Source organism: uncultured Ruminococcus sp., from assembly GCF_947301925.1.
Lineage (GTDB): Bacteria > Bacillota > Clostridia > Oscillospirales > Ruminococcaceae > Ruminococcus.
The window spans coordinates 290,821-313,808 of record NZ_CAMYUE010000002.1 but is presented as its reverse complement, the minus strand read 5'-3'; the positions used below and the strand labels follow the sequence as shown (position 1 = coordinate 313,808).

Sequence of the window (22,988 nt, the reverse complement as noted above, 5' to 3'; positions counted from 1 at the left end):
GTATACGCTTGTTCAAGCGGTCTTATTCAGCGATCATGGTGAGGAATCTTGCCTTGCTGTCGCCGACGCAGCGCTGTCCGTGGAGATATGTGGGGTTGAAGTATATGGAATCGCCCTCGTTGAGTATGATCTCCTGATCTTCAAATACCACAGCGATACTGCCCTTCAGGACAAGGTTGAACTCCTGGCCTGAATGTGAGACAAGCTTTGCGGGCTCGTCTGAGGGTTCGAGAGTTACGAGAAGGGGCTGCATCACCTTGTCTGCATAACGGAAAGCAAGATCCTTGAAACGGTATCCGGGAAAGCGGCTTATGCTTCTGCCCTTACCGCGGCGGACGACCTGGAATGTGTCGATACGGCTGGGTTCGCCTGTGACGAGCTCATTGAAATCGACTCCGAATTTGTTTGCGATCTCATAGATGACGCTGATAGGAAAATCACCGTTCTGTTCATAGCCTGCGTACTGCTCCACTGATAGTCCCAGCTCCTCTGATAGCTGCTCCTGTGTGTAGCCGCATACTTCGCGCAGTTCGCGGATACGAGCTGCGATCTCATTAATGGTTTCCATAGCGTAACCTCCTCTGTAGAATATATTGATACATTTAAACTGTATAACTTTAATGATAGCACATTTAAGAGCGGCTTGTCAAGCCGTACCGTTATTTATGGTAAAGAAAAACACTTCCGTATATGTTTTCGGAAGTGTTTTGTGCTTTTTGCTGATGTGTAACGGGAGCGTTCCGTTATCTGCTGACCTTCTTCGCTGCGAAGGAGGTGAGACAGAACAGGAAGAACACGCATATATCCGCGGATACTATGGTAGCGCCCACGGGAGTTTCCGCAATAATGGATATGAGTATTCCGCTTGCAGCGCATATGAGGGATATCACCACCGAGCATATGATGACGCTCCTGAAGCTTTTGAACACCCTCATTGCCGACAGTGCGGGGAAGATTATCAGCGCAGATATGAGCAGCGAGCCCACGAATTTCATGGCGATAACGATAATGACCGCTATTACCACCGCGATGAGGAGGTTGTACATATCCGAGCGCACTCCCGTAGCCTTGGCGAAGTTCTCGTCGAAGGTCACGGCGAATATCTTGTTGTAGAACACCAGGAACACCGCAACTACTATGGCGGACATGGCAACGCATATCCACACATCGGTCAGTGTAAGGGTGAGTATGGAGGTGGAGCCGAAAAGAGTGCTGCATACGTCTGCGGTGACGTTGCTGGTGGTGCGGCCGCTTCCGCTGCGTGCGGCAATATTCATGAGCATATAGCCGAGAGCGAGGGCTCCCACCGATATCATGGCAATGGCAGCGTCGCCCTTTATCTTGGTGTTGCTGCCTGTGCGCAGAAGGAGTATGGCCGAGCATATGGTTACGGGCATGATTATGAGCATATTGTTGGTGACGCCCGTTATGGTGGCCACAGCCATTGCACCGAAGGCAACGTGTGAAAGTCCGTCGCCGATGAAGGAGAAGCGCTTCATTACAAGGGTGACTCCCAGAAGCGAGGAGCACAGCGCGATGAGAAGCCCCACTATCATGGCGTAGATGATGAAGTCGTGACGGAAATACTCGTGAAGGGTGCCGAAGATATCACTCATCCTCGTCACCTCCCATTACAGCAAGGAAGGCCTGACCTGTCTTGCTGGTGAGGTAGTCCTCCTTGGTGCCGAAGAAAAGCTGCTTTCTGCCGACATGGAGTATATGGGATGCATATCTCACGGCGGCGTTCATGTCATGTGACACCATTATGACGGTTATGCCGTCCTTTTTGTTGAGGCTGTCTATGAGCTCGTACATCTCGTTTGTGGCCTTGGGGTCAAGACCTGTTACGGGCTCGTCCAGGAGTATCATCTTTCTTGCGGCGCAGAGGGCTCTTGCAAGGAGCACACGCTGCTGCTGACCGCCTGACAGCTCCCTGTAGCAGCGCTTTGACAGGGGCTCTATCTCGAGGCGGCGCATCATATCATGAGCCAGCATTTTCTCCTCCCTGTTGTAGAAGGGGCGGAAGCCGCAGCGGTTCATGCAGCCCGACAGCACTATCTCCCGCACCGAGGCGGGGAAGTCGCGCTGAACCATGGTCTGCTGAGGGAGATAGCCTATCTCGTTCCTGCCCACCTCTCCGCAGAGGGAGATGCTGCCGCTTATTGGGGGCTTCAGTCCCAGCAGAGCCTTTATGAGCGTGCTCTTTCCCGAGCCGTTCTCGCCGACTATACAAAGGTAATCGCCGCTGCTGACGGTGAAGTTGAGGTTTTTTGTAACAACGTCTCCCTCATAGCCCAGTGAGACGTTCTCGCATTTCAGTAATGCGCCCATTTAATCAAGCACCTTCTTTAAAGTTTCAAGGTTGTTCCTCATTATGGATAAATATGTGGAGCCGCCGTCGATATCCTTCTGAGTCACCGACTGTATTGAGTTGAGAGTCTCTATGGATACGTCCTTGCGGCCTGAATTGCTGATGATGGACTTCGCTATGGAGTCGTCGGAATTCTCGATGATGAATACGGTATCGAGGTCCAGCTCGTTCAGCTTGTCGGAAAGGGTGGTGACGGTCTCGAAGCTGGCTGCGGTCTCGGCGGAGCAGCCGGGAAATGCGGCATAGTAGTCGATATCATAGTCGTCGCAGAGATAGCGGAAGGGGAATCTGTCCCCGAAGAGTACTGTTCTCTTGGCCGAGTCCTCCGCCATTTCCGTATATTCAGCGTCAAGAGTGCGGAGCTCCGAGGTATAGCTTTCCAGATTGGAGCGGTATACGCTTTCGTTCCCGGGGAGCTTTTCACAGAGGACATCGCATATCTCGCCGCATATGGTCTCGGCATTTCTCAGAGAGAGCCAGACGTGCTCATCGTATTCGGGCCCGCCGTCCTCTTCGTCTTCTTCGGCCTCCATGCCCTCCTTGAGCTCTTCCTCCTTGACGGCGTCTCCCAACACCTCAAAGAGCCTGACTACCGTCATATCCTTGCTGCTGACGTCTCTCATGGCGTCCTTTGCCCAGCTGTCCGACTCGCCGCCTGCGTATATGAATACATCGCAGTCGGATATGGTCATTATGTCCTTTGCGCTCGGCTGATAGTTGTGAAGGTCTATGCCGCTGCTGAGGAGATATGTTACCTCAGCGCCGTCGCTGTCGCCGATGATATTCCTTGTCCAGTCGTATTCGGAGAATGACGCGCAGACTATGCTGATACTGCCGTCATTGTGCTTGCTGCCGCCTGCCGAGCAGCCTGTAAACGAAGCGGCAGCAATAAAAACTGCGGCCGCGAAAGCTAACGATCTTATGTTTCTGTTCATGTCTGAAACTCCGTAATTGAATTTGATAATCATTTTCAAATTATATTATACTTTATTATTACCGCCTTGTCAATAGCGGCCTGTTAATTTCATAAAACTTTCACGGCGGGGCGGTAACGGAAAAGATGAAAAGAAGATGAATTTTCCGCAGTATACTTGACACCGGACGGCCTATGGAGTATAATATACTTGCAATATTGATATAGGGGGGCGGTATTATGCCAAAAACAACAAAAGACAAAGAGCTTGATAAAATGTACAAGGAGCTCCTTGAGAGCCGCAAGTCGGTGAGGGCCACTTCCGCTGACAGCGGGAACCGTCTGCTGACCTTCTTTGTGGGACTTCTCATGCTGGGCGGCGGACTGTTCATGATATTCCAGAATATCGAGGTCACCAGCTCATGGGGCTACGGCGGACATATCTTCAGCTTCGGCGGATTCCACCTTGCAAACGGACTTATAATGCTTCCTATCATCATAGGTATCGGTATGCTGTTCCTCATGGATAGGAAGATCTTCGGCTGGGTGGTGCTTTCCATAGGTATCGTCATCGTGCTTCTGAGCGTAATGATGACCACTCATCTCCACTGGGTAAGATCCAACGCCTTCACCTTCATCGTCATGTTCGGCCTGACAGCCGCAGGCGGTGCGCTGGTACTGAGAGAGCTCTTCAGAAAAGACTGATAATAAATGCCGTACCTTATGGTACGGCATTTTCATGCAGAAACGCTCCCCTGAGCATACAGGGGAGCGTGTTCTTATTTCAGATATTCTAAAATGGGCTCAAGATACTTTTTGTCGGTCTGATCGCAGGAGTGGGCAACGTGCTCTGCCATGGCGATCTCGTCGTCGGTCTTGTTCTTCTTGTTCTTGAGCATAGCGGCAAAGGTCTTCATGAGCATTTTGGAGCCCAGGGACATCTTGCTGTAGTCAAGTCCTCCGGGGCAGTAGAAGGCTTTTGCGTATTTTTTCTGTTCATCGGTGAGAGATCTGTCAAGGAGGTTCTGTACGCCGGAATAGGTTGCGGGACTTGCTCCCGTGCAGAACACGGCAAGCTTCTTGTCACGCCATTTTTCTATCCTGTTGGTGAACCAGTCCAGCTTGTGTATCTTTTCGACAGCCACCCAGCCGCCGTAGATTATGGTATCAAAGCTGTCAAAGAAGGAGTCGTCCTTTTTTGCTGCTTCCTTTACAGTCATCAGTTCCGCACCGATGCTCTCTGCCAGCCATTCGGAATATTTCTTGGTAAAACCTGTCTGAGATGAATATACGATGATCGATTTCATGATTGTTTCCTCTTTTGTAGCAGTGGCAAAATATGATTATCAGTCGATAGCTGCAAATGCCTGCTTGAGATCGTCGATGATATCGTCAACGTTCTCGAGGCCTACGGAAAGTCTGATAAGACCGCCGTTTATGCCTGCTGCGACAAGCTGCTCGTCAGTGAGCTGACGGTGTGTAGCGCTTGCAGGATGGAGAACACAGGTGCGGATATCGGCAACGTGTACCTCGTTTGAGGCCAGCTTCAGTGAATCCATGAACTTTACGGCTGTGCTCCTGCCGCCCTTGATGATGAAGGAGATAACTCCGCTTGTACCGTCGGGGAGGTACTTCTTTGCCAGCTCGTGGTATCTGCTGCTCTTGAGAGCGGGATAGTTTACGGATTCAACGTGGTCGTTAGCTTCGAGATATTCTGCCACCTTGGTTGCGTTTTCACAGTACTGCTTCATGCGGATGTGGAGGGTCTCAAGACCCAGATTGAGGTAGAATGCGGACTGAGCCGAGGGGTAGCAGCCGAAGTCTCTCATGAGCTGCATCCTTGCCTTTATGATATAGGCAGCCTTGCCGTAGGTCTTTGTGTATATAGTGCCGTGATAGCTCTCGTCGGGCTCGGTGAACTCGGGGAAGTTGCCGTTTGTCCAGTCGAAGTTGCCCGAGTCAACGATAACGCCGCCGCCCTGTACTGCATGACCATCCATGTATTTTGTAGTGGAGTGGATAACTATATCCGCACCGTACTCAAAGGGTCTGCAAAGGATAGGAGTGGGGAAGGTGTTGTCGATGATGAGGGGGACCTTGTTCTCGTGAGCTATCTTAGCGAATTTCTCAATGTCAAAGACAGAGAGTGCGGGATTGGCGAGAGTCTCGCCGAAAACAGCCTTTGTGTTGGGCTTGAAGGCTGCCCTGATCTCGTCCTCGGGAGCGTCTGCGTCAACGAAAATGCACTCGATGCCCAGCTTCTTGAGCGTATAGGCAAAAAGGTTGATAGTACCGCCGTAAATGGTAGCTGCCGAGATGAAGCTGTCTCCTGCCTTCAGGATATTGAGAAGGGAGAGGAGAGAGGCTGCCTGACCGCTGGAGGTACACATAGCACCTATACCGCCCTCGAGAGCGGCTATCTTGTCCTCAACAGCCATAACTGTGGGATTTTCAAATCTTGAGTATATAAGGCTCTTGGTAGGGTCGTCGAATACGGCGGCGACATCGTCTGTGGAATCGTAGACATAGGTCGTGCTCTGTACTATCGGAACGACTCTCGGCTCGGTATTCTTTGGTGTGTAGCCTGCGTGCAGGCATTTGGTTTCGATCTTCATTGTGGTATACCTCCTGAATATATATTACCGCGCTTTCTGCGGACTATCCTTTGCACCTTCGGTACGCAGAATTCGAGAACAGCACAGTATTTGTCGATAACGGTTATGATGTATGTCTCCTTGTATCTGGGCATGGGTCTTGTGACAGGCCACATATGCTTCTCTATCATGTCACGTTCGAGGTTGGTGATGTCGGTTACCTCGCAGGCGTTGGCGCAGGCTAACATTGAGTGGTTGCTGCTGTGAGACGCCTGCCCCTTCTGCTTTCCGGCGTTGTAAACCTTTCTGTCGTAGTAGAAAAGGTCGTGGAGAAGCCCTGCCCTTGCGGCGGAACGGGCGTTGAGCCTGAACGCTCTGCACACAAGATAGCTGTAGTATGACACATTGACGCAATGCTGGAAACGAGTGGTGGAGATGTGATGAGTTATATTTTTCAGCTGCTGCACCTGTCTGCTGTCTATTATATCGCAGATACAGGCGTAATAGCTGTTGTTTGTCAGCTCCTTTGAGGAGCAGATAGCTTTCAGCATCTGATCTACCTCCTGATCCATCGGTCTGTCCGATAGTATATATTATATATCATTTTACTCGGAAAATCAATACATAAAATGAAAAAGGCCGTAAAAAGCGGATATGCACGCTGTGGCAAAGGCGGTATAAGTCGGAAAAACAGATAACGCAGTCATATCACAGATGTAAAATCGTCGGTCTGCACAAAGCGGATAAGTTTTTTTGTGTGTATAGCACAAAAACGGAGAAATTTGCAAATTTAATGCAATAAAGTATTGCAAATCATGACGGGGAGTGATATAATTTTAAATGAACTGTGGCAACGCAGAATATTGTAAAGGAGGTTTTTTAACAATGGCGTTAAAAAATCAGTATCTCATCGATTTATTAGCAAGAGTAGAAAAGAGAAATCCCGGCGAGCCTGAGTTCATCCAGGCAGTTACAGAGGTACTCGAGACACTTCAGCCCGTTGCTGAGAAGAGACAGGATCTCATCGACGCAGGCGTTTTCGAGCGTATCGTAGAGCCTGAGAGACAGATCATGTTCCGTGTACCCTGGGTTGACGATAACGGCAAGGTGCAGGTAAACAGAGGCTTCAGGATCCAGTTCAATTCTGCTATCGGACCTTACAAGGGCGGTATCAGACTCCACCCCTCAGTATATCTCGGAATCATCAAGTTCCTCGGCTTTGAGCAGGTATTCAAGAACAGCCTTACAACACTGCCCATGGGCGGCGGCAAGGGCGGTTCCGACTTCGACCCCAAGGGCAAGAGCGACGGAGAGGTAATGCGTTTCTGCCAGAGCTTCATGACAGAGCTCTGCAAGCACATCGGCGCTGACTGCGACGTTCCCGCCGGCGATATCGGAACAGGCGCAAGAGAGATCGGCTTCATGTTCGGTCAGTACAAGAGGATCCGCAACGAGTTCGTAGGCGTTCTCACAGGTAAGGGCCTCACATACGGCGGTTCACTTGCAAGAACAGAGGCTACAGGCTACGGTCTCTGCTACTTCACAAACGAGATGCTCCAGGCTAACGGCAAGAGCTTCAAGGATCAGACAGTTGTTATCTCAGGTTCAGGCAACGTTGCTATCTACGCTACACAGAAGGCTACACAGTACGGCGCTAAGGTAGTTACAGTTTCCGACTCCAACGGTTATATCTACGATCCCGACGGAATCGACCTTGATCTCGTTAAGCAGATCAAGGAGGTTGAGCGCGGACGTATCAAGGAATACATCGGCAGAACTTCACACAAGAACGCTGAGTACCACGAGGGCAGCGTATGGACACTCAAGTGCAATGCAGGCGACATCAAGCTTGATATCGCTCTTCCCTGCGCTACACAGAACGAGATCGACGGCAACGGCGCAAAGGCTATCGTTGCAAACGGCGGCTACGCTGTAGCTGAGGGCGCTAATATGCCTTCAACTCCCGAGGCTATCGAGACATACCTTTCAAACGGCATTCTCTACGGTCCCGCTAAGGCTGCTAACGCAGGCGGTGTTGCTACATCAGGTCTTGAAATGAGCCAGAACAGCGAGAGACTCAGCTGGACATTTGAAGAGGTTGACGAGAAGCTCCACGGCATCATGAAGTCCATCTTCAAGGCTTGCGACGAGGCAGCTAAGGAGTACGGCATGGAAGGCAACTACATGGCTGGTGCTAACATTGCAGGCTTCCTCAAGGTTGCTGAGGCAATGAAGGCTCAGGGCTGCGTTTGATCGATATACTGACGGTGACTCATCAGTAGAGCGGTAAAGTAAACCTATAACCTCCCGTTGTTCTAAGCGACGGGAGGTTTTTTATCCTGAAAAATGCACAATTCGGGGGAAGGTTAATTGTTGAAAATATAGAATTTTACTATTTAGACAATTATTATTAGTGATAATCTTGAAATATGTGCAAAACGTGGTATAATATATTTGTAGTTATTTTATCATATCTAATAAGAAATCTCATATCACGGGGGAATATCCGATGAAAAAGACCATCATTACAATCGAAAGACAGTACGGAAGCGGCGGAAGCATTATCGGAAAGCTTGCTGCCGATAAGCTTGGGATCAACTGCTATAACAGGCAGATACTTGAAATGACTGCGGAGAAATGCGGCATTGCGCCGGAATACCTTGAAAGCGCTGAGGAGAACGTGCCTACAAGCTTTCTGTATTCGCTGCTGCTGTCGGCAAATCCCGCAAGGACAATGGAGGAGAACCTTCCCCTTTCGGACAAGGTCTTCCTTATGGAGAGCCGTATCATAAACGAGATAGCCGAGAAGGAAAAGAGCTTCGTGCTGGTAGGACGCTGCGGAAGCTATATCCTGGAGGATAAGGGCTGCTTCAGCGTGTATATCTATGCAGATCCCGAGTCCAGAATGAAGCGTGCCGTGGAACAGTATGAGATCAGCGAGAATAAAGCCGAATCCATAATGAAAAAGGCGGATAAGCGCCGCGAGACCTTCTACAATGTCAATACCGGCAGGGTATGGCAGGACAAGGATCAGTATTCCCTCTGCCTCAACAGTGCCGAGCTGGGCGACGAGCTCTGCGCGGATATCATCGTGAAGGCCTATCAGGAATACAACGCCCGTTTCGACGACTGAAAAAAGCCCCGTTTTTACGGGGCTTTGTGTATATATCAGCTCCTTTGAGGCAGAATAAGCCCGAAGGAGCTGTTTTTATGTGCGTTGTTCTTATACGTTCCGTTATGCTTTATATACTGGTAATATTTGCGGTGAGACTCATGGGCAAGCGTCAGCTGGGGGAGCTCCAGCCCTCGGAGCTGGTCATCACCATACTTGTATCCAATATCGCCACCCTGCCCATAGAGGACGTGAATATCCCTGTAATAGTGGGAGTTACGCCTATACTGTCCCTTGTGTGCTTCGAGGTGCTGGTGTCGCGGCTTAGCCTCAGCTTTCCGCGGCTAAGGAAGCTAATATCGGGAAGTCCGAAAATAATTATCCGTGACGGTATAATCGACAGAGCTGTTATGCGGGAGCTGCGGTTCTCCGCGGACGACCTGCTCATGGCTCTGCGCAGCAACGATATATTCGATATAAGCGAGGTGCAGTACGCCATAGTGGAGACCACGGGCAGCGTCTCGGTAATGAAGAAGCAGTCCCTTGATACTCCCACAAGGAGAGATATGAGGATAAAGGCGGAGGAGCAGGATCCCCCCGTGCTGATAATATCAGACGGCAGATTTGTGGACAACGCGCTGGAATCCCTGAAGCTCGGCAGGAGCACTGTGGAAATGCTGCTGGCTGCCAACGGCCTTAGGATCGGGGACGTATTCATAATGACCGCAGACAGCTCGGGGAGCTGCTTTGCGGCGGACAAAAAGGGGAGCCCTCCCCTGAGCCTGAGCCTTAAAGGAGGTAGCCATGACGAGAGTTAAGATCAGCGGGGCGGTGCTGCTGATATTGCTGGCGGTCAGCACATTTGCGGGCATATGGGTGAACCGCCGCTGCGACGGGATGCTTCGGGATATAGAAAGGCTGAGCACGGCAGCGGAGAACGGACAGACTGAGGTCTTGTCACCGGGGGCGGAGGAGCTTAACGGAAAGTGGGAGCATTTCCGCAGCAGGGCTTCTTTTTTGGTAAGATACGACAAGCTTGTGGAGGCGGACAGATTATGCTCCCGCATCACAGAGCTGTCGGAGTCGGAGGATACAGAGCTCCGTGCAGAGCTTGCGGAGCTCCACGATATTCTTGAAATGATGAAAAGCGGCGAAACGCCGCTGATGAATAGTGTTTTTTAATTGAGAATTGAGAGTTAAGAGTTAAGGTATCGCCTGCGGCGATATTATAAAAAGGAGAGCTGAGTGTATAAAAACTCTCAACTCTCCACTTTCAACTCTCAACTTATTTTTCAAGAGTTCCGTGTGAAAGGGACTTCAGGTAAGCATTGATAAAGCCGTCGATATCTCCGTCCATAACGGCCTGGATATTACCGTTTTCAAAGCCTGTACGGGTGTCCTTTACAAGAGTGTAGGGCATGAATACATATGAGCGTATCTGCGAGCCCCATGCGATCTGGTTCTGAACGCCCTTGATATCCTCGATCTTTTCAAGGTGTTCTCTCTCCTTGATCTCCACCAGCTTTGAGCGGAGCATCTTCATGGCGTAGTCCTTGTTCTGGTACTGGCTTCGCTGAGTCTGACATGATACAACGATACCTGTGGGCTTATGGATAAGACGTACAGCAGAGCTGGTCTTGTTTACCTTCTGTCCGCCTGCGCCGCTTGAACGGTAAACCTCCATTTCGATATCCTCGGGGCGGATATCTACCTCAATGGAGTCATCGAGCTCGGGCATTACTTCCAGAGCAGCGAATGAAGTGTGTCTGCGTCCCTGCGCGTCAAAGGGTGATACACGGACAAGTCTGTGAACGCCTGACTCTGACTTCATGTAGCCGTAGGCGTTTTCGCCCTCGATAAGGATAGAAGCGGACTTTATACCTGCTTCGTCACCGTCCAGGTAGTCGAGGAGCTCCACCTTGAACTCGTGGCGCTCAGCCCAGCGGTTGTACATACGGTAGAGCATTTCTGCCCAGTCCTGAGCCTCTGTACCGCCTGCGCCTGCGTGGAATGTGAGGATAGCGTTAGCGCCGTCGTACTCGCCTGTGAGGAGAGTAGCCAGCTTTTCGTCCTCCAGCTTGGTCTTGAATGCGTCGGATTCGCTCTTTATCTCCTCGATATCGCTCTCGTCGTCAGCTTCGATAGAGAGCTCGATAAGAGTGATGATATCCTCGAGATTTTCGTTGAGCTGGTTGTACTTCTCGATCTTCTTCTCAAGGGACTTCTGCTCCTTGAGTACCTTCTGGGAGTTTTCCAGGTCGTCCCAGAAGCCTTCCTTTGCAGTTTCGTCGCCAAGCTCCGCAACGCGCTTCTTGGCAGCTTCTATATTCAGAACGTCGGCAAGCTCCGCCATTTCCTTGCGGTAGCCCGTCATTTCGACTCTGAGTTCGTCAAGTATGATCATGGTTTCAAATCCTTTCAAACATAGATACATATATTATAACACAGTTTTATTGCAACTTCAAGAGCAAAACGTTATTTTTTAGAAAAAAGAAGCAGCTGACTTGCTCTCACACAAGTTGGCTGCTTCCTTAAATAGTGAGAGAGAGGGGGCGAGCTTTTTCACCCCGCCTCGGGTATATTATATCACAGCTTTTCGCGGAGTACAAGGGGAAAACAGAATTTTTCACGTTTTTTTGCAGGGGAATGTCTTTCGCATCAAGAGATAAAAATAATAGAATTAAACTATTTCACAAGGGGGAGCGTCGTTGAAGGTCATAAGATATAATTTCGTCATTATGTTATAAATGTTTCGTATTAATTCAGCAATTATCATACTTGACATTTTTTTACTGCATGTTACAATATTAATGTTAATACAAACAAATCATTTCTGAAATCATCAACAAACAAGTTTATTAATAGTTCTTTATCATAAATTATTAAGGAGGAAAAGTAATGGCTTTTTGTAGAAAATGTGGTAGTCAAATTGATGACGAAGCTGTTATATGCCCGAAATGTGGAGTACAACAAAATACGAATATAAATGTTTCTGATAATGTTATTGGAAGTACAAGGAATACAAATGGAATTGCTGCACTTGGAATCTTTCTCCCACTAATCGGTTGGATAGTATATGCGATTATGGATAAAACTGCTTTAAAATCTAAAGATTTGCTTAGCGGAAACATTTTGGGAACTATTATTTATGTCGTGCTTTTTATTATTTGGCAGAAATTGAAGTAAGACAGATGTCATATGTCCGAAAAAAGATGCAAGTTTGAGGCGAGTATTGTCCCCCCCCTGCAATTTCTGTCCATAGCTCTTAGTCTTTGACTTTTCCCTTGACAAACGGAATTTTATCGTGTATAATAGGAGAGTATTCAAAGGCGATGATGAAGAGGAGTACGCAGGATACCCGATTTTCAGAGAGCTGCCGCAGGGTGAAAGGCAGTATGAGGGGCTTGCGGAAGTAGCTTCGGAGCTTCGCGTGCCAACGGCAAATGCTCAGTAGTATGCGGCGTGATCCTCACGTTACAGGGGAAGAAGCTAAGCGGCTTCGCAGAGTGCGGGATAATACCCGAATTCAGGTGGTAACACGGACTTTTGTTCGCCCTGGACCGTAAAGGTTCGGGGCGATTTTTATTTGCACGGACCGACAAAAATACGGTGACGGCGGCTGGCTGTCACAAAAAGGAGAATGAAAATGGCAAAGGAACTTGCAAAGGCTTACGATCCCAAGGACTTTGAGGACCGTATCTACGCCGCATGGAACGAAAAGGGCTGTTTCCGTGCAGAGGCTGACCCCAAGAAAACGCCCTACACTATAGTTATTCCCCCTCCGAACATCACAGGACAGCTCCACATGGGACACGCCCTTGATGAGACATTACAGGATATCCTTATCCGCTGGAAGAGAATGAGCGGCTACAGCGCACTGTGGCTCCCCGGTACAGACCACGCTGCTATCGCTACAGAAGCCAAGATAGTAGAGGCCATGCGCAAGGAAGGCATTACAAAGGAAGACCTGGGACGTGAGGGCTTCATGAAGCGTGCATGGGAGTGGAAGAAGCAGTACGGCGGTCGTATCGTTGAGCAGCTCAAAAAGCTGGGCTCCTCCTGCGACTGGTCACGCGAGCGCTTCACCATGGACGAGGGCTGCTCAAAGGCAGTTAAGGAAGTTTTCATCAAGTACTACGAAAAAGGCCTTATCTACAGAGGCGAGCGTATAATCAACTGGTGTCCCAAGTGCCGCACATCGCTGTCCGACGCTGAAGTAACCTACGAGGATCAGGCAGGTCATTTCTGGCACCTCCGCTACAAGATAAAGGACTCCGACGGCTATCTGGAGCTTGCTACCACACGTCCCGAAACTCTCCTGGGCGATACAGCCGTAGCCGTAAACCCCAAGGACGAGCGCTACACAGACCTTGTGGGCAAGACAGTTATCCTGCCTATCGTTCACAGAGAGATACCTATAGTTGCCGATGACTATGTTGAGATGGACTTCGGTACAGGCGTGGTTAAGATCACTCCTGCTCACGACCCTAACGACTTCGAGGTAGGTCTCCGTCACAACCTGCCGGTTATCAACGTAATGAACGACGACGCCACTATCAACGACGATTATCCTGCATACGCAGGCATGGACCGCTATGAGGCAAGAAAGAAGATCGTTGAGGACCTTGAAAAAGAAGGCGCTCTCGTCAAGATAGAAGAATACAGCCATAACGTAGGTACCTGCTACCGCTGCGGAACTACCGTAGAACCCAAGGTATCGACACAGTGGTTCGTAAAGATGAAGCCCCTTGCAGAGCCTGCTATCGCAGCAGTAAAGAACGGCGATACCAAGTTCGTTCCCGAGCGCTTCGACAAGGTATACTTCCACTGGCTTGAAAACATCAAGGACTGGTGTATATCCCGTCAGATCTGGTGGGGACATCAGATACCCGCATTCTACTGCGACGAGTGCGGCGAAATGGTAGTCACCAAGGAGAGCAGCGCGGTTTGTCCCAAGTGCGGCAAGCCCATGAGACAGGATCCAGACACTCTCGATACATGGTTCAGCTCTGCACTCTGGCCATTCTCCACACTGGGCTGGCCCGAGAACACAGAGGACCTTAAATACTTCTACCCCACAAATACCCTCGTAACAGGATATGATATCATCTTCTTCTGGGTAATCAGAATGATGTTCAGCGGTCTTGAGAACATGGGCAAGGTTCCCTTTGACACAGTTCTCATACACGGACTGGTCCGCGATTCACAGGGACGCAAGATGTCCAAGTCACTGGGCAACGGTATCGATCCCCTTGAGGTCATCAACGAGTACGGTGCAGACGCACTGAGATTTATGCTGGCAACAGGTAACTCGCCCGGAAACGATATGCGTTATATCGATGAAAAGGTAAAGGCAGCAAGAAACTTCGCAAACAAGCTCTGGAACGCTTCACGTTTCATCATGATGAACCTTCCCGAGGACTTCGAGTTCAAGGGACTTCCCTCAGAGCTTGAGCTTGAGGACAAGTGGCTGGTAAATAAGTTCAATCAGCTTGCAAAGGAAGTTGGCGAAAACCTCGACAGGTACGAGCTTGGCGTAGCTTCACAGAAGATATACGACTTTATCTGGGACGTTTACTGCGACTGGTACATCGAGCTCACAAAGCCCCGTATACAGGCAGGCGGCGAGACAATGGCAAAGGCTCAGGCTGTACTGGTATGGGCTATGCAGGGTATGCTGAAGCTCCTTCACCCCTTCATGCCTTTCATCACTGAGGAGATATGGCAGGTTCTCAATAACGAGAAATCAATGATAATCCTTGAGACCTACCCCACCTACGATGAAGCTATCGACTACAGTGCAGAGGAGAAGGCCTTCGAGAAGATAATCTCCGCAATAAAGGCAGTCCGCAATGTTCGTACAGAGATGAACGTACCTCCGTCGGTAAAGGCAAAGCTCTTCATCGAGACAGCCGACAAGGAACTGTTCAGCTCATGCGCAGTATTCTTTGAGAAGCTGGCATCTGCTTCCGCAGTAGAAACAGGGGACAAGTTCGATATCCCTGATTCTGCCAACGCAGTTACCGATTCCGCCCGTATCTTTATCCCTATGGACGAGCTGGTAGACAAGGAGAAGGAGATAGCACGTCTCGAAAAGGAGAAGGCAAAGGTACAGAAGGATATAGACTTCCTAAGCGGAAAGCTGAACAATCAGGGCTTTATCGCAAAGGCTCCCGCGCAGCTCATTGAAGCCGAAAAGGCAAAGCTGGCAAAGGCAGAGGAGAAGATGGCAAAGATAGAGCAGTCTATGGCAGCCTTCAGAAAGTGATATAAACGCAATAAGCTCCCCGTTAGTTCGGGGAGCTTATTTTTATAAATGAAGAAGTGATATGAAAACTATCAGTCCTGCTCTGCCTCGGCGTCTGCGTCCTTTTCAAGGAAGTCGGGGCGTTCGATCTTCTCGCTCTTGGACTTCTTGGAAGACTTCTTGGTGGTCTCTTCTTCCTCGTCCTCATCTTCGTCATCGTCCTTGTCGGACTTATTTTTCTTTGACTCGGCGGTATCCTCTTCGGATTCCTCCTCTTTTTCCTTGCTCTCTTCGGGAGCCTCATATTCCTGCTCGTCGAGAGTTACGACGATCTTCTTTTCTTCGCCGTTTCTGATGATGGTCAGTTCGAGATCATCACCTGCGGAGTGCTTGTTCTTCTTTACGGTAAGATCTGCTGTGGAGGTGACCTTCTCGCCGTCAGCCTCTACGATGATATCGCCTTCCTGTATGCCGGCCTTGTCGGCAGCACCGCCTTCGTTTACGCTGTTTACGATAACGCCTGCGGGGAGATTATACATTTCTACAGCTGTTTCATCAATGGTCCTGCAGCTGATGCCTAACTGAGGCTTTCCTGTAACATGGCCGTACTTCATGATATCGTCAATGATAGAGGCTGTTACATTTGAAGGGATAGCGAAGCCGATACCCTCGATGGAAGCTCCCGATGTGGAGTAGGACGATGACATCTTTGAGGAATTGATACCGATGACCTGACCGTATTTATTGATAAGGGGACCGCCGGAGTTGCCCGAATTTATGGCAGCGTCGGTCTGGATAAGGTTCATGGCCTTGTCGTTGATAGTGATGTCACGGTTAAGTCCGGAGATCATACCGCCTGTAACGGTGTTCATGAGATCGAAGCCCAGAGGGTTTCCGATAGCGATAACGGATTCACCGAGCTCAAGCTCGTCGCTGTTGCCGAATTCGGCGGCTGTAAGACCTGTCTCGTCTATTTTGAGAACTGCAAGATCAAGGTCAACATCATAGCCGATGACCTCAGCCTCGTATGTGTTGTCGTCGCCGAGAAGCACGTTTACTTCCGTTGCCAGACCTGCGCCGTACTCGCTGTCGTAGATAACGTGAGCGTTTGTAACGATGTAGCCGTTATCGGAGACGATAACGCCTGTACCTGTACCCTTATACTGTCTTGTCTGAGGAGTTGTCTCGCCGTAGTCATAACCTCCGAAGCCGCCGAAGCCTCCGAAACCGAAATCGAAGAAGTCATCGGGGATAGAGGACTGTATCTGCGTCTCAACTTCAAATGAGGACTCAACGCCTACTACAGATGGGAGCACCTTCTTTACGATCTCCTCGTTTGAGAGTGCCTTGCCGTCTGACTCAACGGGCTCGATGATGCTGATATTCTGAGCGGTAAGTGCGCTGTCTGACTTGGACACCGTATCCTTGGATTTGTCCTTGTCGGCTTCATCGGAAATAGAAGTCAGCGGGAAGTTCTCGCCTGCGAAGTAACGGTAAGCTCCGATAGAGCCTCCGGATACAAGAGCCATGGCCATAATGCCAGCGGCGATCTTGAGGCCTGTATGCTTCTTGGGTTTCTTGGGGGAGGGAGCTCCGCCCATTTCGGAGCCGTTATATGTATTCCCGTTGTACTGGGGATCATTATTTGAATTGTATGTGTAATTATACTCACTCATAATTTTCACTGTTCCTTTCGGTATGTTATCTCTGAGGCTTTCCCTCAGGCTGTGACTATATTATATTTGGCTTATGTGAAATAAGTTTGCGGTAATTGTATCGTTTTGAGGAAGTTTTTGTGTAATTTCTTTCACAATAGCCATCCTTATGTGAAAACTGTGTTATAAGAGAAGCTTCAGCAGCTTCACGCTGCTGAATTATGATTTTTCCCGCTTGCATTATTCAATAATGTATGATATAATAAAAACATTATATATCAAGGAAAGGAATATTATGGACAGTTCGGATATATGGAAGATAGTTCTGGTCATTGTGATGATGTTGTTCTCGGCGGTGTTTTCCGGTACCGAGACCGCATATTCCAGCGTCAATAAGCTCCGCCTCAAGAACTACGAGGCACAGGGCAGCAAAAAGGCGAAAAAGGCGCTGAGACTTGCAAACCGCTTCGACGAGGTGCTTACTGCGGTTCTCATAGGCAATAATATCGTCAATATCGCCACATCGTCCGTCAGCACTATCATATTTATAAGTATAATGGGCAGCAAGGGCGCTGCGGTGTCCACTATCGTCATCACAGTGCTGGTGCTGGTATTCTGCGAGGTTCTGCCTAAGTCCTACGCCAAGAAGAACGCTGAGAAGCTTGCTCTTGCCTTTGCAGGGCCGCTTTCGTTTCTTGTGACTCTGTTCAAGCCCTTCGTGTGGCTGCTGAACAAGCTGTCGTCGGCAGTAGCCAAGGGTGATGAGGCTCCCAGCGTCACCGAGGACGAGCTGAAGTACATGATCGACGAGATCGAGGAGCAGGGCGTCATAGAGGAGCAGGAGAGCGAGCTTGTGAAGAGTGCGCTTGAATTCGACGAGATAACCGTCAACGAGATACTGATCCCCCGCGTCAAGGTGGTAGGCGTTGAGATAGGCTCCACCATCGACGAGATAAAGGAGCTTTTCAGCAGGGAAATGTATTCCCGTCTGCCCGTCTATGAGAAGAGCCTTGACAATATCCGCGGTATCATCACCAACAAGGCCTTCTTCAAAATGCTTGTGGAGGGCGGAAGAGACATAACCTCCATCATACAGGAGGTTCCCCACATAGCCGATACCAAGCTCATAAGCGAGGCAATGCGTGATATGCAGCGTTCAAAGGTACATCTTGCAGTAGTCATCGACCAGTACGGCGGTACCAAGGGTATAGTTACCCTTGAGGACATCATCGAGGAGCTGGTAGGCGAGATATACGACGAGGACGATGAGATCGAGACCAATATCATGATGATCGCTCCCGATAAGTACGAGGTCGCAGGCGATATGAGCATAAGCGATATGTTGGAGATGCTTGACCTTGACGAGGATATGATAACTACGGATTATACCTCCGTAGGCGGCTGGGTGACCGATGTCATGGAGCATATCCCCGAAGCAGGAGAGACCGCCGAGAGCGGTATCTTCCGCATAACGGCTGCCGAGGTCAACGAGCAGACCGTGGAAAAGGTCATAATCGAGATCCTTCCCACCGACGATGATGAGGAAGATGACGAGGACGAAGAATAGCAATTAGAACTAAGAGCTAAGAACTAAGAACTAAGATTTTAGGGGCTGCCTTTGGCAGCCCGTTCGGTTATTGAGGGAAGTGAGCTGGTGAAAGACATGAAAAAAGGAAAAGCTTTTATATTAACGGGTATCATCTTTCTTGCAGTTGGAGCGCTCTTTAATATACGGAATATTATCAGGCTTGTGAGCTTGCTGACAGCTCCCGAACCCGAGAGCATAGGAATTATCGGCGGCGCAGATGGCCCGACAGCAATATTCATTTCCGAAAGATTATTCATGGATATCAGTATTTCCGAAAAAGCAGGCCTTGCGCTGATAATAGCAGCTCCCATACTCATTATCATTGGAATAGTGAGCTTATGTAGGGGACGGCGTCCTCGACGTCCCAAATAATATCATAAAATGAAAAAACCGAAACAGTAAACCTGTTTCGGTTTTTGGCTTATTCTACAGTGCCCTCACTTCTGCCGATAGTGAGGACGAAGCCCTTATTAATAGGCATGATACCGTTGGGGTCAACGGTTTTTACCGTATTATCAGGGAGTTTTACGTTCCATGTATCATTTGTGAGATTGCGGAGAGCGTGCTTGCTGGGGTCCTTCTTATTGCGGACCACCTCGCCGATGATCTTGTGAAAGTCACCCTCGGTGTCGCTTGCCATTCCGTCATAGAGCTTTGCACCGCCGAAGGCTGGCAGCTCAAAGCGCTTGAACTTTATACTGTCAGTGCAGGTCAGCTGACCGCCGCAGTACATACAGTTCACCGAATACTTGGGAGCTATGAATGTCTCCTTGCCGCAGTGAGGACAGGGAACGGTCTCGCTCCTGAGCCTGACGAAGGCGTCCAGCCAGGTCATCTCAATGACGCGGTCGTAGGGCGGCTTAACGGAGCTCTTGCCGAATGACTGTATAAAGAGGTCGCGTATATAGTCGGGGTATATCTTCCAGAAACGGAGAGTATTGGTATTGAGCTGATTGTTTGCGGCATTGCGGTCGTCCTCGGGATCGAGAACGAAAACGGGATCGCTGCCGTAGAACTTCTTTTCCAGCTCGGGAGTCATACACGGAGGAGTGGAATACTTGCCCTCCAGCGGGTGCTCGATAAAGAGCATACGGAACAGGATAACAGCCAGCGAGAAGCGGTCGGAGCGCTTGTCGGGAGAGCCGCCGAGAACTACCTCCGGAGCCATATAGCGCTGCTTTCCTGCAATGCCGAAATTGACGCCGCGCTCGGAAACGTTGTCGTTGTCGCATATAAGAACGTCGCCGTTCTGCGGATCGATGAAGAAGTTGCCGTTATTCAGGTCCTGATAGCTGTAGCCGTCGTTGTGGAGGGCGCGGAAGCCCTCGATGATATTGATAGCCGCATTGCAGCGTGCGGTGATATTTGCGAAGCTGGCCTTCATGCGTCTTGTCTTGGGATCCCAGAGCAGGAAGCGTGTCAGCTCCTCATAGCCCTTGGGACGCAGGGGCATGATATAGCCGAAGCTGCCGTCTATCCAGTCGGAGAGCTCCTCTGGCCATAGGAAGTTCTTTGTGGGGGCGCCCTTTTTGATGTTGGCCTTCAGGTTCTCGTAGAATTCCTGGGGGTTTTTCATCTTCTCAATAGTGGACTTGTGATACCACTTCAGCGCCATCTGTTTGCCGCCGCATTCCACGCGGTAAACGTTTCCCTGACCGCCTCCGCCGAGAAATTCCAGTATTGTGAATGTGGAGTTATAGACTGTTCTGCCCTTGTAGCCGGGTTTTAATTCTGCCATGGTGATCTCCTTTCATATTCCCTATATGAGTACGGGCGGAGATGTCCGCCCGCAGTAATCAGCGATTTGAAAATTCTTCATTCTGGGGACGTGCCTCAGTTGTCGGCTCTGTCTCCGCAGGCTTTTCCTCAGCGGGAGCAGCAGTTGCCTCCGCAGGTGCAGGCTCAGCCGCAGGAGCTCCGCCCTGTGATACGGTGTTCTGGCAGAGCCAGTCGCACCAGATGGGGTAGTATTTAGCGAATACATGGATACCGTCCTCGGTATAATCGCTTGTGAGGGCTCCGTATTCGTCGTCGAAAACGCTGTTTACTTCCAGATAGTATGTATTGGTGTTGGACTCGGCGATCTCCCGGAGCTTTGCATTGAGCATATCAATGCGCTCGTTGCTGATGAGGGAGGTCTGAGCCGCGTAGGTAACGTGGAGGTTGCCCTCGAGGTAGAGCACAGCGTCGGGCTGCACCTGACGAATGCCGTCCACCAGCTTTCTGTAGGAGGCGGCAGTGGATTCGATATCATTGCCCACTTCGTTTATGCCGAGCATAACGTAGATCTTGCCGTACTTCCTGGCGTTGAGCTTGCCCCAGACGGTGCTTCCGCCGACAGTGGTGTTGTCTATCTTATATGCCGAAAGGCCGATATCACAGAAGTAATCCGCATTCTTCAGGGTACCGTAGTCCTTGAGACCCACTGTTCTGGAATCGCCTATGAAAAGTGCGTCATCGAAGTATTCCGGGCCGCTCTGAACGAATATGTTCTGAGTGGGAGCTGGCTCTGTAGGTGTTTCGGCATTGTCTGCGGGAGCTGTCTCCCCCTCGGAGGTGGGCTGAGCGTTAGCGGGAGCGGTTGTAGTCTGTTCTCCCGACGCAGGATCCGCAGCGGAGCTCAGTGTGGGCTCCTTTTTAGCTGCCCTGACCTGCTTCAGATCGCTTTTATTCCATATCTGTCTGAATATGAAGGGCGAAGCGAATACGCAGGTGACTGCAAGCAGCAGAGTATATATCAGTTTCTTTAAATTGCTCAATTCAGTCTCTCCTTAAAATCTGAAATACATGAACGGGTCGTCCATACCCATGTACATACAGTATACGGCTGCCCAGAATACCGCTATCAGCAGGACTGCCGTCACAACGGAATTCTTCATCTTTTTGTAGATGGCCTCGGGTATCCTTGTGGAGAACACCAGGGCTGCCGCGAAGTATTTCCAGTATTTAGCCCAGTAATGCGCATAGTCTCCCGGCATTACGGCCTGGCTCTTCTGGTGGACGAAGGGTATCAGCTGCTTGAAGTAAATACCCAGCTGGTGGAAGTCCGTTACCGCGAATATCAGCCATGTAAGCGGTATAATAAGCAGCATATAGGCGTGACCCAGAGGCTTTATCCTGTTCAGCGCATTGCCTGTCCAGAATTTCTCGCTCATTATGATGATGAAGAGCACAAGTCCCCAGAGCACGAAGTTCCAGCTGGCGCCGTGCCAGAGTCCGGTGAACAGCCATACCACAAGGGTATTGAACACCATTCTTTTCGGTCCCTTGCGGTTGCCGCCCAGAGGGATATAGATATAGTCCTTGAACCATGTACCCAGAGTCATATGCCAGCGGCGCCAGAACTCTGTCATGGTCAGCGACATATACGGGTGATCGAAGTTCCTTGGGATATTGAAGCCCATTATCTTTCCCAGACCGATGGCCATGAGAGAGTATCCGCAGAAGTCGAAGTAGAGCTGGAAGGAGTATGCGAATATGCCCAGCCATGCCAGCTTGGTGGATATGCTCTCGTAGCCTATGGCGGAAATATCGCTCCACAGGCCGCCTATCTGGTTGGCGATGAGCACCTTGTAGCCCAGACCTATGGTAAAGGTCTTGAGTCCGTCCTCGATCTTCTGTGCGGTGTGGGTACGGGACTTCAGCTCCTTGGCGACGTGATCGTAGGTGACGATAGGGCCGGCTATGAGCTGGGGGAACATAGTGATGTAAGCGCCGTAGTTTATCAGGTTCTTTTCAGCCTTGGCCTTGCTCCTGTAAACGTCGATAATATATGAGACGTTCTGGAAGGTGTAGAAGCTGATACCTATGGGAAGGATTATATTCTTTACCGTCAGGCTCTGGTGGAAGAAGTGGTTGATGTTCTCCGTACCGAAGGTCCAGTATTTGAAGAATATCAGCCACCAGAAGTTGAAGGCTATGCCGAAAATGAGCCAGAGCTTCTTTGTGTATTTGCTGCATTCGATGAACTGTCCCACGATGAAGTTGAGCAGCACCGTCAGCAGGAACAGCATTATGTATATGGGATCCTTTACGCCGAAGCTGTAGAACAGTACGCTTCCCGTGAATATGATAAGGTTCTGATAGCCTATCCTTGTGGAGGTATAGGCCTGTATCAGAAGGAAGGCTGATGTGATGAGGAAGATTATTATGTAAAGCGGTTTTGTCAGCTTCATTATATAGAAGAAAACAATGGCCGCCATGACGATGCCAAAGAATATGACCACGCATCGGAAGCCCTTTTCCGATGCTTTTCTGGATTCATAGAGTATCCATATCACCGATGCCAGATAAATCAGAATGGGGAGAGGCCTTATGAGCCTCATGGAATAGAACAATGCCGCACCCGCCACGAGTGCGGAAATTACCAGCACGACATCTCTGTATTTTTTCTCGGACGCCGAATAGGCTATCAAAAAAACAGGCAGGAATATAAAGATAAAGACCAGACTGCTGAATACCAAATATACCACCCTTTAGTTAATTCATTTGTTAGAGCTCCCGCTGTT

The 22,988-nt window shown here is 49.8% G+C and carries 21 protein-coding genes and 1 other annotated feature; of the genes, 9 read left to right on the top strand and 12 right to left on the bottom strand.

Annotation, left to right across the window (positions count from 1 at the left end; all coding sequences use genetic code 11):
* Window positions 1-22 precede the first annotated feature (22 nt).
* The 4 genes from Q0Y65_RS04820 to Q0Y65_RS04805 form a co-directional block, all read right to left on the bottom strand.
* On the bottom strand, window positions 23-568 hold the full coding sequence (locus tag Q0Y65_RS04820; protein ID WP_297957789.1) for a helix-turn-helix domain-containing protein: 546 nt from the start codon (window positions 566-568) through the stop codon (window positions 23-25).
* Between the two features lie 175 nt (window positions 569-743).
* Window positions 744-1,616 carry a metal ABC transporter permease gene (locus Q0Y65_RS04815; protein WP_297957787.1) on the bottom strand — a complete coding sequence of 291 codons (873 nt, stop codon included), beginning with the start codon at window positions 1,614-1,616 and terminating at the stop codon, window positions 744-746.
* The gene (locus tag Q0Y65_RS04810) at window positions 1,609-2,331 is read right to left on the bottom strand and encodes a metal ABC transporter ATP-binding protein (RefSeq protein WP_297957785.1); all 723 of its coding nucleotides are present in this window, start codon (window positions 2,329-2,331) and stop codon (window positions 1,609-1,611) included. The genes Q0Y65_RS04815 and Q0Y65_RS04810 overlap by 8 nt, the downstream gene beginning before the upstream one ends.
* Window positions 2,332-3,306, bottom strand: a complete 975-nt coding sequence (locus Q0Y65_RS04805; protein ID WP_297957784.1) for a metal ABC transporter substrate-binding protein — start codon at window positions 3,304-3,306, stop codon at window positions 2,332-2,334.
* Window positions 3,307-3,524: 218 nt separating this feature from the next.
* Here Q0Y65_RS04805 and Q0Y65_RS04800 point away from each other — a divergent pair, with 218 nt between their 5' ends.
* Window positions 3,525-3,989 carry a hypothetical protein gene (locus Q0Y65_RS04800; protein WP_297957782.1) on the top strand — a complete coding sequence of 155 codons (465 nt, stop codon included), beginning with the start codon at window positions 3,525-3,527 and terminating at the stop codon, window positions 3,987-3,989.
* A 74-nt stretch (window positions 3,990-4,063) separates the two neighbouring features.
* Here Q0Y65_RS04800 and Q0Y65_RS04795 read toward each other — a convergent pair whose 3' ends face one another.
* The 3 genes from Q0Y65_RS04795 to Q0Y65_RS04785 are packed head-to-tail and all read right to left on the bottom strand — an operon-like array spanning window position 4,064 to window position 6,429.
* Window positions 4,064-4,591 (bottom strand): flavodoxin domain-containing protein, encoded by a 528-nt coding sequence (locus tag Q0Y65_RS04795; protein ID WP_297957780.1) that lies wholly within the window; start codon window positions 4,589-4,591, stop codon window positions 4,064-4,066.
* Between the two features lie 39 nt (window positions 4,592-4,630).
* Window positions 4,631-5,899, bottom strand: a complete 1,269-nt coding sequence (locus Q0Y65_RS04790) for an O-acetylhomoserine aminocarboxypropyltransferase/cysteine synthase family protein (protein WP_297957778.1) — start codon at window positions 5,897-5,899, stop codon at window positions 4,631-4,633.
* Entirely contained in the window at window positions 5,896-6,429 is a 534-nt protein-coding gene (locus Q0Y65_RS04785; protein ID WP_297957776.1) for an HD domain-containing protein, read from the bottom strand. Before Q0Y65_RS04785 ends, Q0Y65_RS04790 begins: the two co-directional genes overlap by 4 nt.
* A 334-nt stretch (window positions 6,430-6,763) precedes the next feature.
* On the opposite strand from Q0Y65_RS04785, the gene gdhA reads away from it, so the two are divergent.
* The 4 genes from gdhA (at window position 6,764) to Q0Y65_RS04765 (ending at window position 10,172) form a co-directional block, all read left to right on the top strand.
* Window positions 6,764-8,131, top strand: coding sequence for an NADP-specific glutamate dehydrogenase (gene gdhA / locus Q0Y65_RS04780; RefSeq protein ID WP_297957774.1), 1,368 nt, complete (start codon window positions 6,764-6,766; stop codon window positions 8,129-8,131).
* 256 nt (window positions 8,132-8,387) lie between these two features.
* A complete protein-coding gene (locus Q0Y65_RS04775; protein WP_297957773.1) occupies window positions 8,388-9,011 on the top strand; it encodes an AAA family ATPase in 624 nt (207 codons plus the stop codon).
* Window positions 9,012-9,088: 77 nt separating this feature from the next.
* Window positions 9,089-9,808: a DUF421 domain-containing protein gene (locus tag Q0Y65_RS04770; RefSeq protein ID WP_297957772.1), complete on the top strand. Its 720-nt coding sequence runs from the start codon at window positions 9,089-9,091 to the stop codon at window positions 9,806-9,808.
* Window positions 9,795-10,172 (top strand): DUF4363 family protein, encoded by a 378-nt coding sequence (locus Q0Y65_RS04765; protein ID WP_297957771.1) that lies wholly within the window; start codon window positions 9,795-9,797, stop codon window positions 10,170-10,172. The genes Q0Y65_RS04770 and Q0Y65_RS04765 overlap by 14 nt, the downstream gene beginning before the upstream one ends.
* 103 nt (window positions 10,173-10,275) lie before the next feature.
* Here Q0Y65_RS04765 and prfB read toward each other — a convergent pair whose 3' ends face one another.
* Window positions 10,276-11,394 (bottom strand): peptide chain release factor 2, encoded by a 1,119-nt coding sequence (prfB, locus tag Q0Y65_RS04760; protein ID WP_297957769.1) that lies wholly within the window; start codon window positions 11,392-11,394, stop codon window positions 10,276-10,278.
* Window positions 11,395-11,888: 494 nt separating this feature from the next.
* On the opposite strand from prfB, the gene Q0Y65_RS04755 reads away from it, so the two are divergent.
* Window positions 11,889-12,176 carry a zinc ribbon domain-containing protein gene (locus tag Q0Y65_RS04755; RefSeq protein ID WP_297957767.1) on the top strand — a complete coding sequence of 96 codons (288 nt, stop codon included), beginning with the start codon at window positions 11,889-11,891 and terminating at the stop codon, window positions 12,174-12,176.
* Window positions 12,177-12,313: 137 nt separating this feature from the next.
* Window positions 12,314-12,551: a binding site (T-box leader), on the top strand.
* Between the two features lie 85 nt (window positions 12,552-12,636).
* Window positions 12,637-15,258 carry a valine--tRNA ligase gene (locus tag Q0Y65_RS04750; RefSeq protein WP_297957765.1) on the top strand — a complete coding sequence of 874 codons (2,622 nt, stop codon included), beginning with the start codon at window positions 12,637-12,639 and terminating at the stop codon, window positions 15,256-15,258.
* A 71-nt stretch (window positions 15,259-15,329) separates the two neighbouring features.
* Here Q0Y65_RS04750 and Q0Y65_RS04745 read toward each other — a convergent pair whose 3' ends face one another.
* Window positions 15,330-16,913, bottom strand: a complete 1,584-nt coding sequence (locus Q0Y65_RS04745) for a S1C family serine protease (protein WP_297957763.1) — start codon at window positions 16,911-16,913, stop codon at window positions 15,330-15,332.
* A gap of 274 nt (window positions 16,914-17,187) precedes the next feature.
* Between Q0Y65_RS04745 and Q0Y65_RS04740 the strand changes: the two genes are divergently transcribed.
* Window positions 17,188-18,459, top strand: a complete 1,272-nt coding sequence (locus Q0Y65_RS04740; RefSeq protein WP_297957761.1) for a hemolysin family protein — start codon at window positions 17,188-17,190, stop codon at window positions 18,457-18,459.
* 87 nt (window positions 18,460-18,546) lie between these two features.
* A complete protein-coding gene (locus tag Q0Y65_RS04735; RefSeq protein WP_297957760.1) occupies window positions 18,547-18,852 on the top strand; it encodes a hypothetical protein in 306 nt (101 codons plus the stop codon).
* A gap of 49 nt (window positions 18,853-18,901) precedes the next feature.
* On the opposite strand, the gene Q0Y65_RS04730 is transcribed toward Q0Y65_RS04735, so the two are convergent.
* The 3 genes from Q0Y65_RS04730 to Q0Y65_RS04720 are packed head-to-tail and all read right to left on the bottom strand — an operon-like array spanning window position 18,902 to window position 22,943.
* Window positions 18,902-20,218: a protein kinase domain-containing protein gene (locus tag Q0Y65_RS04730; protein WP_297957758.1), complete on the bottom strand. Its 1,317-nt coding sequence runs from the start codon at window positions 20,216-20,218 to the stop codon at window positions 18,902-18,904.
* Between the two features lie 58 nt (window positions 20,219-20,276).
* Entirely contained in the window at window positions 20,277-21,239 is a 963-nt protein-coding gene (locus tag Q0Y65_RS04725; RefSeq protein ID WP_297957756.1) for a GDSL-type esterase/lipase family protein, read from the bottom strand.
* Window positions 21,240-21,251: 12 nt separating this feature from the next.
* Window positions 21,252-22,943, bottom strand: a complete 1,692-nt coding sequence (locus Q0Y65_RS04720; RefSeq protein ID WP_297957755.1) for an MBOAT family protein — start codon at window positions 22,941-22,943, stop codon at window positions 21,252-21,254.
* Window positions 22,944-22,988: the final 45 nt, after the last annotated feature.